Raw genomic sequence first — 14,397 nt, 5'->3', positions numbered from 1 at the left:
CTGTTTTGGTCAGTATGCGCGGCGCGCCCGGGGGTTATTCCTCGCCCTCGTTCGGTCGAAGGACTCGCAGAGCCCGCAACGCGTCGGTGGCGAAATCCAGGATGGCGTTCACCCGCGCCGGCCGGAAGTCCTGGCTCGGCGGAGGTAACCGTCGAGCTTGAACAGCTCCGCCTCGTCGTGGGGCACGAACGCGCCGAAACAGGTGACTTGCCGGCCCGCATCGACGGGCCGGCGGGCGAGGTTGGAGCCGACGAACCCGACCCCGCCGGTGATCAGCACGCGCTGTCCGGTCCAATCCAGGGGCTGCGGCGGAGGCAAACTCGTCATAGTGGAGGTTCCGAGGGCCATGCAGCCGGGACGGACGCATATGCACCTGATAAGGGTTTCGACCCGACTCCGGGTGGATCCCGTTCTCCCAGCACGCCGTCCACGAGGGGCGCTCTTAGCCTTTCGTGGACGATCAGGACAAGCGCGTCCGCCATGCCCGCTGGAGCCGGTACCGACGTCATGTGATGTCGGATCGCTCCGGCGGAAGCGGGGGATCCTGCGCCCCTCGACCTCAAGAGCTGCTTCGCGGGCGATCGAACGCCCATCGACGGGGCGCATTGTCGAATGATGTGGCACGGGCTCAAGCGCAAGTCCGAACCGTGTATCGAATCCCTGGCGGATAGGGCGCCCTCCCCCGGCGCATTCGGGTCACCTGGGCCAGCGTCACAGAAGCCGGGCATAGCGTTTGTCCCGTCGAGCCCGAGAATCCGTCCATGAAACCCTCGTGCCGCCGAGGGCGATGCCGGATCGGTCCAAGCGCGCGCGTCGGGTCAAGGGTTCTGGGCGCCGGTGAAGACCAGCCATCGCGCGCATCACCAAATCCGGCCTGCGAGCGACGGCGGAAGGCGATGCGCTCGACACCGGCTCGGCACTGCCGTAGTGGCCCACGGAGGCGCCCGCCTGCCGGGCCTCGCTCCAGCGACCGAACAGAGGTTGTGCGATCGTGACGACGCCCGATGACCCGCTGATCGCATTCCGGGCGCGCATCGCCGCAGCGCCGAAGCCCGTCGAGCCGCGCACGGACGCCGAGATCTACGACGAGATCCGGGCCGCTTTCGCCGCGCTGTGGGGCACGATCGACGCCATGGATGCGATCGTGCGGGCTGGCTATCATCCCGAGGCGAAGGTCTACATCTGCATCCCGTTCGTCAATCGCATCAACGAGACGATGGTCGGCGAGTTTCGGGCGGAGCGGCCAGGCCACTCGCTGCAGGAGACACGCACGCGCGCGATCCCCTTCACGTTCCAGGGCAACGAGGTATGGATCAGGGATGGTGCCTTCAGCGATGTCGCCGACCTGCGCGGAGAAATGGGCGCGCGCTTCGCGGCGGCGTCACAGGACCGGCTGGCTGCCCGCATGGCTGAGGTCGTCTCCGATTTCTTCGAGACCGGCTTGTGAGCGCGGTGTGACCTCTGAATCCACCCCTTCGGTCCGCAATCGACCCCCGTCGCCCGGACGACCGGTTGAGCGGACATGCGCCTGACGATCCGGCCGCTCCACGACCTGCAGCGCGACGGCGATTGGTGGTTGGCAACGGGCGATGATCCTCAACTCCTGCTCGCACGCCCCTTCGGCCGCCGGATCGCGGCGGGCCGCTACCGGTTGACCGCCGAGCCCGGGACTGGCCTGGAGGAGGCGGCGGGCGCCGAACTCTACGCGGATACCGGTCAGGGTTTCCGTGCCGAGGAGTGCCAGCCGATCCGCTTCGATTGGAGGGACGGGGAGACGACGGCGGTCATTGTCCTGGACCGGCCGGTCCGTCGGCTGCGCCTCGATCCCTTCGAGCGTGCGGGCCCCCGCTTCCGCCTGCGCCGGGTCACATTGCAGGCGGACCTTGCGGAGGTGCGTACCGCGCGTGCGGAGGACCGCACGGCGCAGGCGCCGCTGCCGCATCGGCGCCTGCGCGTGGCGCTGAACCTCGTTCGCCTCCTGCCGGAGAACCGGGGTTCCGGCGGTGCGGGCCGCCTCGCGCTGGCCCTCCTCGCCCATCTGCCCCGGCGGGTGGAATTGCGGGCCGCGATCCCGCCCTACTGGACGGATCTGATCGCGCGATTTCCGGAGGTCGGCTTCAGCGTCGTCCAGTCGGACAACAACGTCGACCTGCGCCAGCTGATCGCGTGGTGCGAGTGCTACGTCGATCCCCTGAACGGCCTGCGGCCGACGACGATCGACCCGCGCGTCGCCGTGATCAGCCTCGTCCTCGACCTGCAGCACCTGCGCATGCCGTGGTTGTTCGCACAGGCCGACATGAAATCCCGCGTGGCCGAATACAGCTACGCCATCGACCGCTCGGACCGGCTGGTGGCCATCTCCGCCTACGAGCGGGACAACCTGACGGCGTTCTACGGGGCAGACCGGATCACGGTCGCCCACCTCGCCGGTTTCATGGCCGAAGACAGCGGCCTGAGCGAGGACGAGGCGCGGAACCGACGCGCCGGGATCGGCGAGGGCGACCCCTATCTCGTCTATCCGGCCGTGCCATGGCCGCACAAGAACCACGAGATCCTCGTCCAGGCCGTGGCCGTTCTCGCGCGCCGCGGCGTGCGGATCCCCCTCGTACTGACCAACACGGCGAGCCGGCCGGCGGCCCGCGACCGGCTCGCGCAGGTCGCGGCCGCCCTCGGCGTCGGCGACAGCGTCGATCTGCGCCCGTTCATGTCGGAATCCGAGCTGCTCGACCTCGTCACACGGGCGCGGGGCCTCGTGTTTCCGAGCCTGTACGAGGGGTTCGGCATCCCCCTCGTCGACGCGATGGCGCTGGGCGTCCCCGTTCTGACCACCCGGACCTCCGCGGTTCCGGAGATTTGCGGCGACGCGGTCGCCTATTTCGCCACCGCTGCGAACGCGGTGGCGATGGCCGACGATCTGGAGCGGTTCTGGACCGACGCGGAGGGCCGTCGCCACCTGGCCGCGAAGGGCTTCGTCCAGGCCCGACACTTCTCATCGGCCGCCATGGTCGGCAAGCTCGCCGAGGCGATCGAGGCGGCGGTGTTCGCCAAGGCCTCGGCGCCCGGAGGCTTGCCGGTTCCGAGCCGGTTCTCGCCCCCCCGCTATGCGGGGCTCGCGGTGTTCGTGATCTATGCCGACCTGACGCCGGCCGATCGGGCGGCACTGCGCGAGGCGGGCGACATCGACGCCCTGCACGCGGCGGCGTTCGGCGGTGAGGCCGATGTGACCGTGGGTCTGGAGATCGGCCTCGTCGACGACCCGGACCTTCGCGCCCTGTTCGCCCGCACGCGCAAGCTGATCTGCTTCGATCCTGCCCAATCGTCCAGCCGCGAGGCCGCGGTCGAGGATTTCAGCCTTCGCTACGATCACCGGGAATTCCAGCTCATCACGGCCTTTCGTGACGGGCGCCCCGGCTTCCATGGCGCGGCGGCGGTCGAGTCGGCCGTCATGGCGCTCCGGCTGTTCGGCGACGCCGATTACGCCGAATTCGACCCGCGCATTCAGGATTGCGCGGTCGACGCCGTGCCGGACGAGGGCGCCGGCGTGCTCGCCTACGATGAGCGGCGGCGGGACGGCCTCGTTGTCGCGGACGCGATCCTGCGGCGCAGTTCGGCCGACGATCGCCGGAACGGAACGGTGCCGTTCCTGTCGCGCTTCTGCACGGGCTACCGGCGGCTCCGGGTCCCGATCCCGCGCGTCTAGCGCGGGGCCGGGCATCGCGACCGGCACCCCGCACCGAGTCCGCTCGGGCTGCGTCTTGCCCTGAGAGCCTGCGCGACCTGTCTCAGGGGGCAACGCGTCCCGAAACCGGATACCTCCGATCGCCCCTCCCCCGGGGCGCCGCGTCTTTGCCGTTCGCGTCCCCTTCATGATAGGCGGCCGGCCGGCGGCGGACGGTGCCGCGATCGACCGCGCAGGATCTCCCGGATGACGCCCGTCCCCCCGCAACAGACCGACTACGAGAACCAGCTCCTGGTCGACGTCGTCTTCGAGAAGAGCCGCCGCGTCACCCCGGAGATGCTTTCGAGCTTCCCGAGCGATGCTTCGGCGCGCCGGGCCGTGGTGCTGGCGCAGGAGATGCTGGGTAAACCCGCCGCCGTGCGCGTCCTGGACTTCGGGGGTGCCTGCGGGTTGCACCACAGGATGGCCCGCGCGACGGGGATCGCCGTGAAATGGGCGGTCGTGGAGACGCCCGCGATGGTGCGGAAGGCCGCGAGCGCGGGGCTCGACCCGGATCTGCGCTACTTCGATACGATCGACGCCGCCCGCCGATGGCTGGGAGGCGTCGATTGCGTCTACTCGTCGAGCGCCCTGCAATACGTCCCCGACGCGAAGGACACGGTGGCGCGCCTTCTCGCCCTGAGGGCCCCCGTCGTCGCCTGGGCGCGCCTCAACCTCACGGACGGGGTCACGCACAGTTTCGAGCAGGTCTCGCGCCTGGCCGACAACGGCCCCGGGCCGCTCCCGCCCGGATTCGAGGATTGCGAGATCCGCTACCTCTGCACGCAGATCGCCGAGCGCGACTTCCTGAGTTGGCACACCGGTTACGCGATGATCGAGCACCTCGGTCCGCTCGACAACGCGACCTACGTCTTCCGGCCTGTTCCGGAGCGGAAGACGGCCGGATCCCGCCTCTGGCCGTTCAGCCGCTGGTTCGCCGGGGCGCGCTGAGCGTCGCGAGGCCCGCGGCACGACGGGGCCGCGGGCCGGGATCCTGCCGGCGGACGGTCAGAGATAGCGTTCGGCCACGGCGATCAACTCCTCGACGCGGTGATGGTAGGTGTGCTCGCGCATCACACGGGCCGTCCCGGCCTCGGCGATCGACCGGCGCTCGTCGTCGTGGGTGAGGTAGTGCCGCGCGAGCTGCACGGCGTCCTCCGGGCCCTCGAAGGCAAGGCATTCCCGACCGGGCACGAGGATGCGGTCCATGTTGACCTTGGCGTCCGTCAGGAGCAGCGCACCGCTGCCGCTCGCCTCGTAGAGGCGCAGGTTGTTGGCGAATTCCCCCGCGGCGTCGATGTGGCAGTTGAACACCATCCGGCTGTCGCGCATCGCCTGATACATCTCCAGACCCCACAGGGCCGGATGCAGGCGGGCCCGGGTGTCGGTCCCGAGCGCCTCCGCGCTGTCGCTGAACACGTCGATCTCCATGGCGGCGGCGAGCGCCCGCAGGGTCCGCGCGCGACCGCCATGCTCGTCCGTGACCTGCCCGGGGAAGATCAGACCGAAGCGGTCGCTCCCGGGCTTGAGATGGCGCAGCAGGCGCCGGTCGAAGGCAAGGCGGACCTCGTAGGCGTCGAGGCCGAGCCCCGCGAAGTAGCGCACTTGGTTGGGCAGCGACGAGATGATCGCCTGGTAGCCGGAATGGTCGCCCCACGGGATGGCCGCCGCGTGCTGGCCGATCGCCACGCCGTAATGGCCGGCGATCGAACGCAGGAAGGCCGTGTCGAACTCGAACAGGTTGCCGATCACGAGCACGTCCGGCCGGAAGCGGCGGATCTGCTCGCGCAGGATCCCGACGAAACCCGATTGCGCCCAGGGTTGCAGAAACGCCTCCGGTGTCGCCTCCATGGTCGCGTCGATCGGCGGGTTGGCGTCCGCGAACAGGTCGAGGGCGCCGTTCTCGACGCACCAGCGATGCTGGAGCGGCATGTGGTTCGCCCACACGTCGAGCACCGTATGGCCTTTGGCCTCGAGCGGCTCCGACCAGGAACTCAGCGTCGGGAAGCCGCCATCCACCGTCGCCCGGTACTGCGAAGCCCACTCGCGGCGGTGGAGGCCGGTACCCTGATAAAGGTGGTTGACGTAGCCCTGATAGACGGTGTCGACGACGGCGTATTTCATGCGCGATCACTCCCCTCGCGCCGGAGCACGATGGTTCGGTGGTCGATACTCTCGACGCACCCCTGGATGTAGACGGAATCCGACCAGACGTATTCGTCGGCGACCGCCAGCCCGAGCCGGCCGAAAGCCTCGGCCAGTTCCCGCCGCTTGTGGACCCAGATCGGCCGCACCGAAGCGGATCCGCAGACGCGTCGGCGCGCCTGTAGGCCGTCATGGTCGGTGGTCGTATGAACGTCGAGGACGATCCAGGCCACCCCGCTTCCCCGGAGCAGCGCAAGGATCGCGGGCCAGTCCGCGCATTCCGACACGCGCGCGCCCGCCAGGATCACGCGAGGCGGCTCACGCAGGGCGTCGGCGAGGCTGCGGACGATCTCCAGACCGGGATAGGCCTCCGCGAGGTCTTCGGCCGGCACCGGCGCATCGAGCAGGCGGTAGCGCAGCGTCCGCGTTCCCCGGCGCCTGCGCGCCAGCGAAAGGGCCGGCAGGCCGGCGCGGGCGCCCCCCCAATCGAGGACGTCGAGCGGGCCGCCGTCGACGGCATCGCGAAAGACACGGTCGAGGATCAGCTCGCGCACGGCGTCGGCATCGAGGAGGCGTCCACCGGGATCGACACGCCGTGCGGCGCCCGCGTCGCGTTCGGCCTCGGCCCTGGCGTCGGCCCGGCATGCCAGGGCGCGGTGCGGATCGATCTCGGGCAGCCGGTTCCACGCCGGCGCCTCCGAGACCTGATGCGACCAGGCGAAGCTGTCGCGCCAGAGCGGCACCTGAACCGCGGCCTCGACCGTCTCGGGCTCCGCAAAGCCGAGGGTCTCGATCTCGGCCCGCGCATCCGCCAGGGCCAGGAGATACGGCAGGTAGATCGAACCGAAGATGACCGTACGGTCGAGGCCGGCCAGGTTCGGGACGTACTCATCGATGCCCATGCCCGACAGATCGAGTTCGGTCGTGCTCTTCAGCGCGTGGAAGTGATAGAAAATCAGCCGATCGTCATCGACGAAGACTTGACCGTCCCGCAGCATGAGCCGGTCAGTGTCGATGTTCCAGGGCGCCACGTTGCAGCCGCGGTGGCGCGCCTCGACCAGACGGCTGAACGTCTCGGGCCAGGCGTCGAGGTAGCGCTGGTCGGCGAAGCGGCCGTTCTCCAGGAAGGCGTAGCACCATTCGAGGCACCGCTCGCGGTACGTGTCGAGGCAGGCGCGCCCCTGGCGGTCGTTCCGCCATGTGACCCATCCGACGTTGTAGCGCCCATATTGCGCCCGATGTGCGTTGCGCTCGGAGAAGCGGTGTCCGATGATCAGTATCGACTGATCGCCGAGCTCGGAATAGATTGGCTCTGGAGTGCTGAAGAAAAGTATATCAGCATCAATATAGGTTATGAGATCGATCTCGGGATCGGCGGCGAGAATGAAGAGCGGCAGGGACGGTGTCAGGGTAAAATAATATTCGACGCGGCGGCGTCGGGCCCGGACCGCCGCCAGGGCCGGATCGAACTGCTCCAGATCAGGCAGCCGGATCGGCACGAGATGCGGCAGCGCCGCCCGATTGAGGGCGTCGTAGCAGGTGTCGTTCAGGCAGAGGACGTAGAGCCGGAACGCCGGGCAGTGACGGGCGAGCGAGCGGTACATCGCCAAGCCGCGCGAGAGGTAGCGCGCATCGAAGTAGGTGCAAAAATAGCGCATGGCTGGTCGGCTGATGAACCGCGCGGACCTTCGCCCACTGCGTGCGCTCCCTTTAATCCAGTCCGAGAACGGCGTCGATGCGAGCGCTGCCGATGTGACCGTGTCCAAATCATCCGTCGTGTCGAACGGGATGCTCCCGCGCGACGCTGGCCCCAGAACGCCGCCGCTTCGGAGTCGGGGTGGGAGTGCCTGACAGAACGGGCCCGCGATGGCACAGGCTAGAACAAATCATCAACGGCCTGCCCCTGTGGACAAGCGTGTGCGACGGCTCTGCGCACAACCGGCTTCGCCGCAACAACGGCTGACAACCGACTGCAATCCGATCAACGCCTTAGCGAAAGCTTGGCTGGGGCGCCAGGATTCGAACCTGGGAATGGCGGTACCAAAAACCGCTGCCTTACCACTTGGCGACGCCCCAATGCAGGCGGTCGCTGTCTAGACGGCGCGCTCCTGCCTGGCAAGCCGTTCGGCGGACGCCTCAGCGGCGGTCGGGGACGCCGTCGATCCGGCGGGGCAGGCCCAGCGGATTGGCCGCCTGGAGCGCCGGCGGCAGCAGGGCGTCCGGGACGTCCTGATAGCTCACCGGGCGCAGGAACCGGTCGATCGCGAGGCTGCCTACCGAGGTCGTGCGCCCGTCCGAAGTCGCCGGGTAGGGGCCGCCGTGGACCATGGCGTGCGCCACCTCGACCCCGGTCCCGAAGCCGTCCACCAGGATGCGCCCGACCCGCCGCTCCAGGAGCGGCAGCAGGTCGCGCGCGGCCGCATGGTCCCCGGGGGCGAGGTGGAGCGAGGCGGTGAGCTGGCCCTCCAGATGCGCCAGCACCGCGCGCATCGCGGCGAAATCCGGGCAGCGGACGACCAGCGCCGCGGCGCCGAACATCTCCGCCTGCAGCGCCGGATCCGCCAGGAAAGCATCCGAATCGGTGGCGAACAGGCTGGCCCGGCCCTGCGTGGCCGTGCCGTCCGGCCCTTCGGCGAGGCGCGTGACGGCCGCGTGCCCGGACACGCGCGCGACACCCTCACGATAGGCGCGCTGGATGCCCGGGGTCAGCATGGTCGCGGCCGGGCTCTCCCGCAGGGCCGCCCCGGCGGCCTCCAGGAAGGCGTCGAGGCCCGGCCCCGGCAGCGCCAGGACCAGGCCCGGATTGGTGCAGAACTGCCCGGCGCCCAGCGTCAGCGAGGCCGCGAAGGCCCGCCCGATCGCCGCGCCGCGTTCCGCCAGCGCCCCCGGGAACAGCAGCACCGGGTTGATGCTGCTCATCTCGGCGTAGACCGGGACCGGTGTCGGGCGTCCGGCCGCGATCGCCATCAGGGCCGTGCCGCCCCGGCGCGAGCCGGTGAAGCCCACCGCGGCGATCCGGGGATCGGCCACCAGCGCCTGCCCGATCGACTGGCCGGCATCGAACAGCAGCGAGAACACCCCCTCCGGCAGGCCGCAGGCGGCAACCGCCTTCTGAACGGCCCGGCCGACCAGTTCCGAGGTGCCGGGATGGGCCGGATGCGCCTTGACGATCACCGGACAGCCCGCCGCGAGCGCCGAGGCGGTGTCGCCGCCCGCCACCGAGAAGGCCAGCGGGAAGTTGCTCGCCCCGAACACCGCCACCGGGCCGACCGCGATGCGTCGCAGGCGCAGGTCCGGGCGCGGCAGCGGCGTGCGGTCCGGCAGGGCCGGGTCGATGCGGGCCTCGACGGCGCTGCCTTCGCGCACCACGCCGGCGAACAGGCGCAGCTGCCCGGCGGTCCGGGCGCGCTCGCCCTCGATCCGCGGGCGGGGCAGACCGGTCTCCGCCATGCAGCGGGTGACGAGTTCGTCGCCGATCGCCAGGATGTTGGCCGCAATCGCCTCCAGGAAGCCCGCCCGGGTCTCCGGATCGGTCTCGCGGTAGGTGTCGAAGGCCGACTCCGCCAGGGCGCAGGCCCGGTCGAGGTCGGCGGGGCCCGCCCCCGGGAAGTCCGGCTCCAGGGATTGCCCCGTCGCCGCCTCCACGGCCCGGAAGGCCGCCTCGGTTCCCCGTCGGGACTCGGCGCCGATCAGGTTCTCGCCGCGCAGGGTCATGGGCTGGTCCTCTTCGTCTGGCATACGGGCCGGCAGTCAGCCCCGCTGGGCCGCCAGGGCCTTCGCGCGGATCGCCGCGAGGGTCATGGTCGGGGTCAGCGCCTCGGGGTCGACGCGGCAATGGATCATCGCCGGCAGGCCCGAGGCGAGGCTGCGCTCGAAGGCGGGGGCGAAGTCCTCGGTCCGTTCGACCGTCTCCCCGTGCCCGCCGCAGGCCCGGGCGAGCGCCGCGAAATCGGGATTGCGCAGCTCGGTCGCCGAGACCCGGCCGGGATACTCACGCTCCTGGTGCATCCGGATCGTGCCGTACATGCCGTTGTCGAGGATGACGACGAGGATCGCGACGCCGTACTGCACGGCGGTGGCGAATTCCTGCACGGTCATCATCACGTCGCCGTCGCCGGCGAGCGCGACGACGATCCGCTCCGGATGGCTGCGCTTGGCCATCACGGCGGCCGGCAGCCCGTAGCCCATCGAGCCCGAGGTCGGCGCGAGCTGCGTGCCGTAGGCGCGGAACCGGTAGTAGCGGTGGATCCAAGTGGCGAAGTTGCCGGCGCCGTTGCAGATCACCGCGTCCGGCGGCAGCCGCTCCCGCAGCCACGTGATCGCCGCGCCGTACTGGAACGCCCCCGGCTTCGGCTCGGGCGTCTCCGACCACGCACGATAGGAGGCGTGGGCCTCGGCGGCGCGACCGCTCCCGGTGGGCGAAAACTCCGGCAGGGCCGCGCAGAACGCCGCCGGGCTCGCCTGGATCGCCAGGGCGGGCTGGTAGACCCGGCCGAGTTCCTCCGGGTCCGGATAGACGTGGACCAGCGGCAGGCCGGGATCGGGGATGCCGAGCAGGCCGTAGGATTGCGCCGGCATCTCGGAGAGGCGCCCGCCGACCATGAGCAGCAGGTCGGACTCCTTGATCCGGGCGAGGAGCGCCGGGTTCGGGCCGATCCCCAACTCGCCGGCGAAGTTCGGGTGGTCGGCGGGGAAGAGCTGCGCCCGGCGGAACGACACCGCCACTGGCAGGTCGTGGCGCTCCGCCCAGGCGGCGAGCGCCGCGCAGGTTTCGGCGCTCCAGCGCGCTCCGCCGAGAAGTACCACCGGGCGCCGCGCCTCCGCCAGCATCGCCCGCAGGCGCTGCGCGTCGGCCTGGGACGGGGCGGGCTCGGCCGGGACCACGCGGGGGGCGTCGCCGACCGAAGCGACGTCGTCGAGCATGTCCTCCGGCAGGGCGATCACCACCGGGCCCGGCCGGCCCTGCAGGGCCACCCGGAAGGCCCGGGCCAGGATCTCCGGGATGCGGGCGGCGTCGTCGATCTCCACCGCCCATTTGGCGACGCCGCCGAACATCTGGCGATAGTCGATCTCCTGGAACGCCTCGCGGTCGCGCATGCCCCGGGCGATCTGCCCGACGAACAGGATCATCGGCGTCGAATCCTGGCGGGCGATGTGGATTCCGGCCGACGCGTTGGTGGCCCCGGGACCGCGCGTGACCATGCAGATGCCCGGGCGCCCGGTGAGCTTGCCGGCCGCCTCGGCCATGATGGCGGCGCCCCCCTCCTGGCGGCAGACCAGGACGTCGATGCCGCTGTCGCGCAGCGCGTCGAGCACCGCGAGGTAGCTCTCGCCTGGGACGCAGGTGACGCGCGCGACCCCCTGCGCCAGCAGCTGATCGACGAGAATGCGCGCGCCGGTGCGTGGGGGCAATCCGCTCAAGCCGTCCTCCCTGGGGATTCCACCGTCCGGCCATCTGCCGAACAGGGCCCGTCATCCGGTCTGAGATGCCGGTGATATCTCAGCCGAGGATAGAGACCCCCGGATCGCCGTCAACCTGTCAGACCAGCGGCCGGCGGTCGAGGGCCCTGCGTGTCATCTGGTCGAGAAAGTCGAACAGCGTCCCGATGCCGGAAAGCGCCGTATCGGCGTCGCGGGTCACGACGCCCGCCACGATTCCCGCATGGATCCGGGCGCAGTCGAGGAAGCTCGCGGTCGGCTCGTAGGTGTACCAGAAGCGCCGGGACTGGGCGTGGAGCGCCGCCATGGTGCTGGTCAGGGTGGCGTTGTGGGCGGCCTTGACCATCGCCTCGTGGAGCACCCGCTTGGTCCGGAAATAGGTTTCCCGATCCCGGGCCCCGGCGGCGGCGAGCAGCCCGGCGACCCCCTTCTCGAGGGCGGCGAGATCCTGGTCCGTGCCGCGCGCGATCACGCAGCGGGCCACCGTCTCGTCCAGGGGGCGCCGGACCTCGAGCAGTTCGAGATGCGTGATGATGTCGACGGGGGTGACCAGCACGCCGCGGCGCGGATGGACCTCGACGAAGCCGATGGTCTTGAGGCGGGCCAGCGCCTCGCGGACCGGGGTGCGGCCGAGCGCCAGCTCCTCGCCCAACTCGCCCTCCGAGACCATCGCCCCCGGGGCGAGGCGGCGGCTGATGATCATCTGCTCGATGGCGTCGTAGGCGGTCTCCGCGAGGGAGCGCGGACGTCCCGTCGCCGCGAGGCCCGTCTCGCGCGTTTCAATCGACACCAGTTCCGATCCTGCCAATACTCGCCCCGTCGGTTTCAGGATTGATCTGACGCCAAGCCGAGGAGTTGACAATGGCGAGGAACGGCGTGCTACTCAACCCCTGAGATATCAGTCGGCGCTCACGGCGGTTCCCAGGGAACCCGCGGCCGGGCGACACGACCATCGGGAGGACGAGCGGATGTCGGGGCTGTCCGAGGAGACGCGCGCCAAGCTCAAGACCGTCAGCACGGCGACGCTGATGACCGCCCTGTACAAGCGCGGCTTCCGCAATCAGATGATCCAGGGCGTCCTTCCCCTCAAGAAGGGCGGCGCCACCATGGTCGGCGAGGCCTTCACCCTGCGCTACATGCCGGCCCGCGAGGACCTGAACCCGATCACGGTGTTCCGGGACCGGGCGCACCCGCAGCGCAAGGCCGTGGAGGAATGCCCGCCCGGCGCCGTGTTCGTGATCGACAGCCGCAAGGACGCCCGCGCCGCCTCGGCAGGCTCGATCCTGGCCACGCGCCTGATGGTGCGCGGCTGCGCCGGGCTGGTGACGGATGGCGGCTTCCGGGACGCCGACGAGATCGCGGCGCTCGCCATGCCGAGCTACCACGCGCGCCCCTCGGCGCCGACCAACCTCACCATCCACCAGGCGATCGACATCAACGTGCCGATCGGCTGCGGCGACGCCCCGGTCTTCCCCGGCGACGTGATCGTGGGCGACGGCGACGGCGTCGCGGTGATCCCGGCCCACATCGCCGACGAGGTCGCCGCCGAGGCGGTCGAGATGACCGCCTACGAGGATTTCGTCACCGAGGAGGTCCGCAAGGGCCGCTCGATCCTCGGCCTCTACCCGGCCACCGACGCGCAGAGCCTCGCCGACTTCGCCGCGTGGCGGACGCAGACCGGCCGCTGAGCGCGGGCCCCGGCCCCGGGCCGACACACGCACGATCAGAACAGGGAGGGCGCCATGGCGGCGGGCATTCCAGCGGTCCCGGCTTCGCCGGAGATCGAGCGGCGGACCATCTCCAAGGTCTCGTGGCGGCTCCTGCCGCTGATCGTGGTGATCTACTTCATCGCCTACATGGACCGCACGAATGTGGGCTTCGCCTCCTTCGGCCTGAACCGGGAGTTCGGCTTCTCGGCCACCCTGTACGGCTGGGGCGCGGGGATCTTCTTCCTCGGCTACTTCTTCTTCGAGGTGCCGAGCAACGTGCTGCTGGAGCGCACCGGGGCGCGGATCTGGATCGCCCGGATCATGATCACCTGGGGCTTCGTCGCGGGCGGCATGGCCTTCATCGCCGGCCCGGTGAGCTTCCTGGTGATGCGCTTCCTCCTCGGCGTGGCCGAGGCCGGGTTCTTCCCGGGCATGATCCTGTACTTCACCTACTGGTTCCCGCGGAAATACCGGGCCCGGGTGGTGGCGGCCCTATTCCTGGCGGTGCCGGGCTCCAACGCCTTGACGGCGGTGATCTCCGGGGCGCTGCTCCAGCTCGACGGGGTGATGGGCGTCCACGGCTGGCAGTGGCTGTTCCTCGTCGAGGCCGCGCCCGCGATCGTGCTGGCCTTGGTGGTGCTCGCGCTGATGACCGACCGGCCCGCCAAGGCGACATGGCTCGCCGAGGACGAGCGCCGCTGGCTGGAGGACACGCTGGAGGCCGAGCGCCGCAGCACCGTCAAGACCCACGGCCATTTCACGCTCCGGCAGGCGCTGACCGACTCCCGCGTGCTGACGCTGGCGGCCCTCTACTTCACCATCGTCACGGCGACTTACGGCATCACCTTCTTCATGCCGCCGATTCTCAAGAGCCTGAAGCTCACCGATTGGGAGACGGGGCTCGCCACGGCTTTGCCCTACGTCATCGGCACCGTCGGCATGATCGCCTGGAGCTGGTCGTCGGACCGGCGCAACGAGCGGCGCTGGCACTTCGTGATCGCGGCGATCGTGGCCGCCATTGGGCTGATCGCCTCCGGCCCGCTGCTCGGCAGCCTCTGGGCGCTCGCGGCGATGTCGGTGGCCACCGTCGGCCTCTACGGCACCAAGCCGGCCTTCTGGCCCCTGCCGGCGGAGTTCCTGTCCGGACCGGCGGCGGCCGGCGGCATCGCGCTGATCAATTCGGTGGGCAATCTCGGCGGCTTCGTCGGCCCCTACGTCCTGGGCTGGCTGAAGGACACCACCGGCACCTACGAGGCCGGGCTCTACTTCCTGGCGGGCTGCGCCCTGGCCTCGGCGGCCCTCGCCTTCGCGACGGTTCGCGGGCAGGCTGCCGCCGCGGGCACGGCCGGCGCCGTCCGCCCCGCCCGCCCGAACGCGTGACACCGG

11 protein-coding genes and 1 tRNA gene are annotated in these 14,397 nt (G+C 70.5%); 5 read left to right on the top strand and 7 right to left on the bottom strand.

All coding sequences use genetic code 11. The features are described from left to right. Positions 1-108: 108 nt before the first annotated feature. Positions 109-327, bottom strand: coding sequence for a hypothetical protein (locus MKK69_RS04830; protein ID WP_243966546.1), 219 nt, complete (start codon positions 325-327; stop codon positions 109-111). 664 nt (positions 328-991) lie between these two features. On the opposite strand from MKK69_RS04830, the gene MKK69_RS04825 reads away from it, so the two are divergent. The 3 genes from MKK69_RS04825 to MKK69_RS04815 all read left to right on the top strand — a co-directional run bounded on the left by MKK69_RS04825 (position 992) and on the right by MKK69_RS04815 (position 4,669). Continuing rightward, on the top strand, positions 992-1,447 hold the full coding sequence (locus MKK69_RS04825) for a hypothetical protein (RefSeq protein WP_243966544.1): 456 nt from the start codon (positions 992-994) through the stop codon (positions 1,445-1,447). A 75-nt stretch (positions 1,448-1,522) separates the two neighbouring features. Beyond that, positions 1,523-3,700, top strand: a complete 2,178-nt coding sequence (locus tag MKK69_RS04820) for a glycosyltransferase family 4 protein (RefSeq protein ID WP_243966542.1) — start codon at positions 1,523-1,525, stop codon at positions 3,698-3,700. Between the two features lie 225 nt (positions 3,701-3,925). Next, positions 3,926-4,669 carry a hypothetical protein gene (locus MKK69_RS04815; protein ID WP_243966540.1) on the top strand — a complete coding sequence of 248 codons (744 nt, stop codon included), beginning with the start codon at positions 3,926-3,928 and terminating at the stop codon, positions 4,667-4,669. 57 nt (positions 4,670-4,726) lie between these two features. Here the strand turns inward: MKK69_RS04815 and MKK69_RS04810 are convergent, their stop codons facing one another. From MKK69_RS04810 to MKK69_RS04785, 6 genes are all read right to left on the bottom strand, one after another. Beyond that, positions 4,727-5,842, bottom strand: coding sequence for a glycosyltransferase (locus tag MKK69_RS04810; protein ID WP_243966538.1), 1,116 nt, complete (start codon positions 5,840-5,842; stop codon positions 4,727-4,729). Next, entirely contained in the window at positions 5,839-7,521 is a 1,683-nt protein-coding gene (locus MKK69_RS04805) for a hypothetical protein (RefSeq protein ID WP_243966537.1), read from the bottom strand. Before MKK69_RS04805 ends, MKK69_RS04810 begins: the two co-directional genes overlap by 4 nt. Before the next feature lie 343 nt (positions 7,522-7,864). Continuing rightward, positions 7,865-7,939 (bottom strand) — tRNA-Gln (locus tag MKK69_RS04800). Positions 7,940-7,999: 60 nt separating this feature from the next. After that, positions 8,000-9,577, bottom strand: a complete 1,578-nt coding sequence (locus tag MKK69_RS04795) for an aldehyde dehydrogenase (NADP(+)) (protein ID WP_243966535.1) — start codon at positions 9,575-9,577, stop codon at positions 8,000-8,002. A gap of 36 nt (positions 9,578-9,613) precedes the next feature. Further along, positions 9,614-11,284 carry a thiamine pyrophosphate-binding protein gene (locus MKK69_RS04790; RefSeq protein ID WP_243966533.1) on the bottom strand — a complete coding sequence of 557 codons (1,671 nt, stop codon included), beginning with the start codon at positions 11,282-11,284 and terminating at the stop codon, positions 9,614-9,616. A 118-nt stretch (positions 11,285-11,402) separates the two neighbouring features. Beyond that, complete coding sequence (locus MKK69_RS04785; RefSeq protein ID WP_243966530.1) at positions 11,403-12,092, bottom strand: GntR family transcriptional regulator; 690 nt, start codon at positions 12,090-12,092, stop codon at positions 11,403-11,405. 178 nt (positions 12,093-12,270) lie between these two features. Here MKK69_RS04785 and MKK69_RS04780 point away from each other — a divergent pair, with 178 nt between their 5' ends. After that, the gene (locus MKK69_RS04780) at positions 12,271-12,990 is read left to right on the top strand and encodes a ribonuclease activity regulator RraA (protein WP_243966529.1); all 720 of its coding nucleotides are present in this window, start codon (positions 12,271-12,273) and stop codon (positions 12,988-12,990) included. Between the two features lie 54 nt (positions 12,991-13,044). Further along, entirely contained in the window at positions 13,045-14,391 is a 1,347-nt protein-coding gene (locus MKK69_RS04775; protein WP_243966527.1) for an MFS transporter, read from the top strand. Positions 14,392-14,397 lie beyond the last annotated feature (6 nt).

This window comes from Methylobacterium sp. J-026, assembly GCF_022829585.1.
Classification (GTDB): Bacteria; Pseudomonadota; Alphaproteobacteria; order Rhizobiales; family Beijerinckiaceae; genus Methylobacterium.
This window is presented reverse-complemented; position numbering and strand designations above follow the sequence as displayed.

Coding starts and splice junctions, on each gene's coding strand:
- MKK69_RS04830 (WP_243966546.1), bottom strand. CDS start 327: ATGACGAGTTTGCCTCCGCCGCAGCCCCTGGATTGGACCGGACAGCGC.
- MKK69_RS04780 (WP_243966529.1), top strand. CDS start 12,271: ATGTCGGGGCTGTCCGAGGAGACGCGCGCCAAGCTCAAGACCGTCAGC.
- MKK69_RS04815 (WP_243966540.1), top strand. CDS start 3,926: ATGACGCCCGTCCCCCCGCAACAGACCGACTACGAGAACCAGCTCCTG.
- MKK69_RS04820 (WP_243966542.1), top strand. CDS start 1,523: ATGCGCCTGACGATCCGGCCGCTCCACGACCTGCAGCGCGACGGCGAT.
- MKK69_RS04795 (WP_243966535.1), bottom strand. CDS start 9,577: ATGACCCTGCGCGGCGAGAACCTGATCGGCGCCGAGTCCCGACGGGGA.
- MKK69_RS04805 (WP_243966537.1), bottom strand. CDS start 7,521: ATGCGCTATTTTTGCACCTACTTCGATGCGCGCTACCTCTCGCGCGGC.
- MKK69_RS04775 (WP_243966527.1), top strand. CDS start 13,045: ATGGCGGCGGGCATTCCAGCGGTCCCGGCTTCGCCGGAGATCGAGCGG.
- MKK69_RS04810 (WP_243966538.1), bottom strand. CDS start 5,842: ATGAAATACGCCGTCGTCGACACCGTCTATCAGGGCTACGTCAACCAC.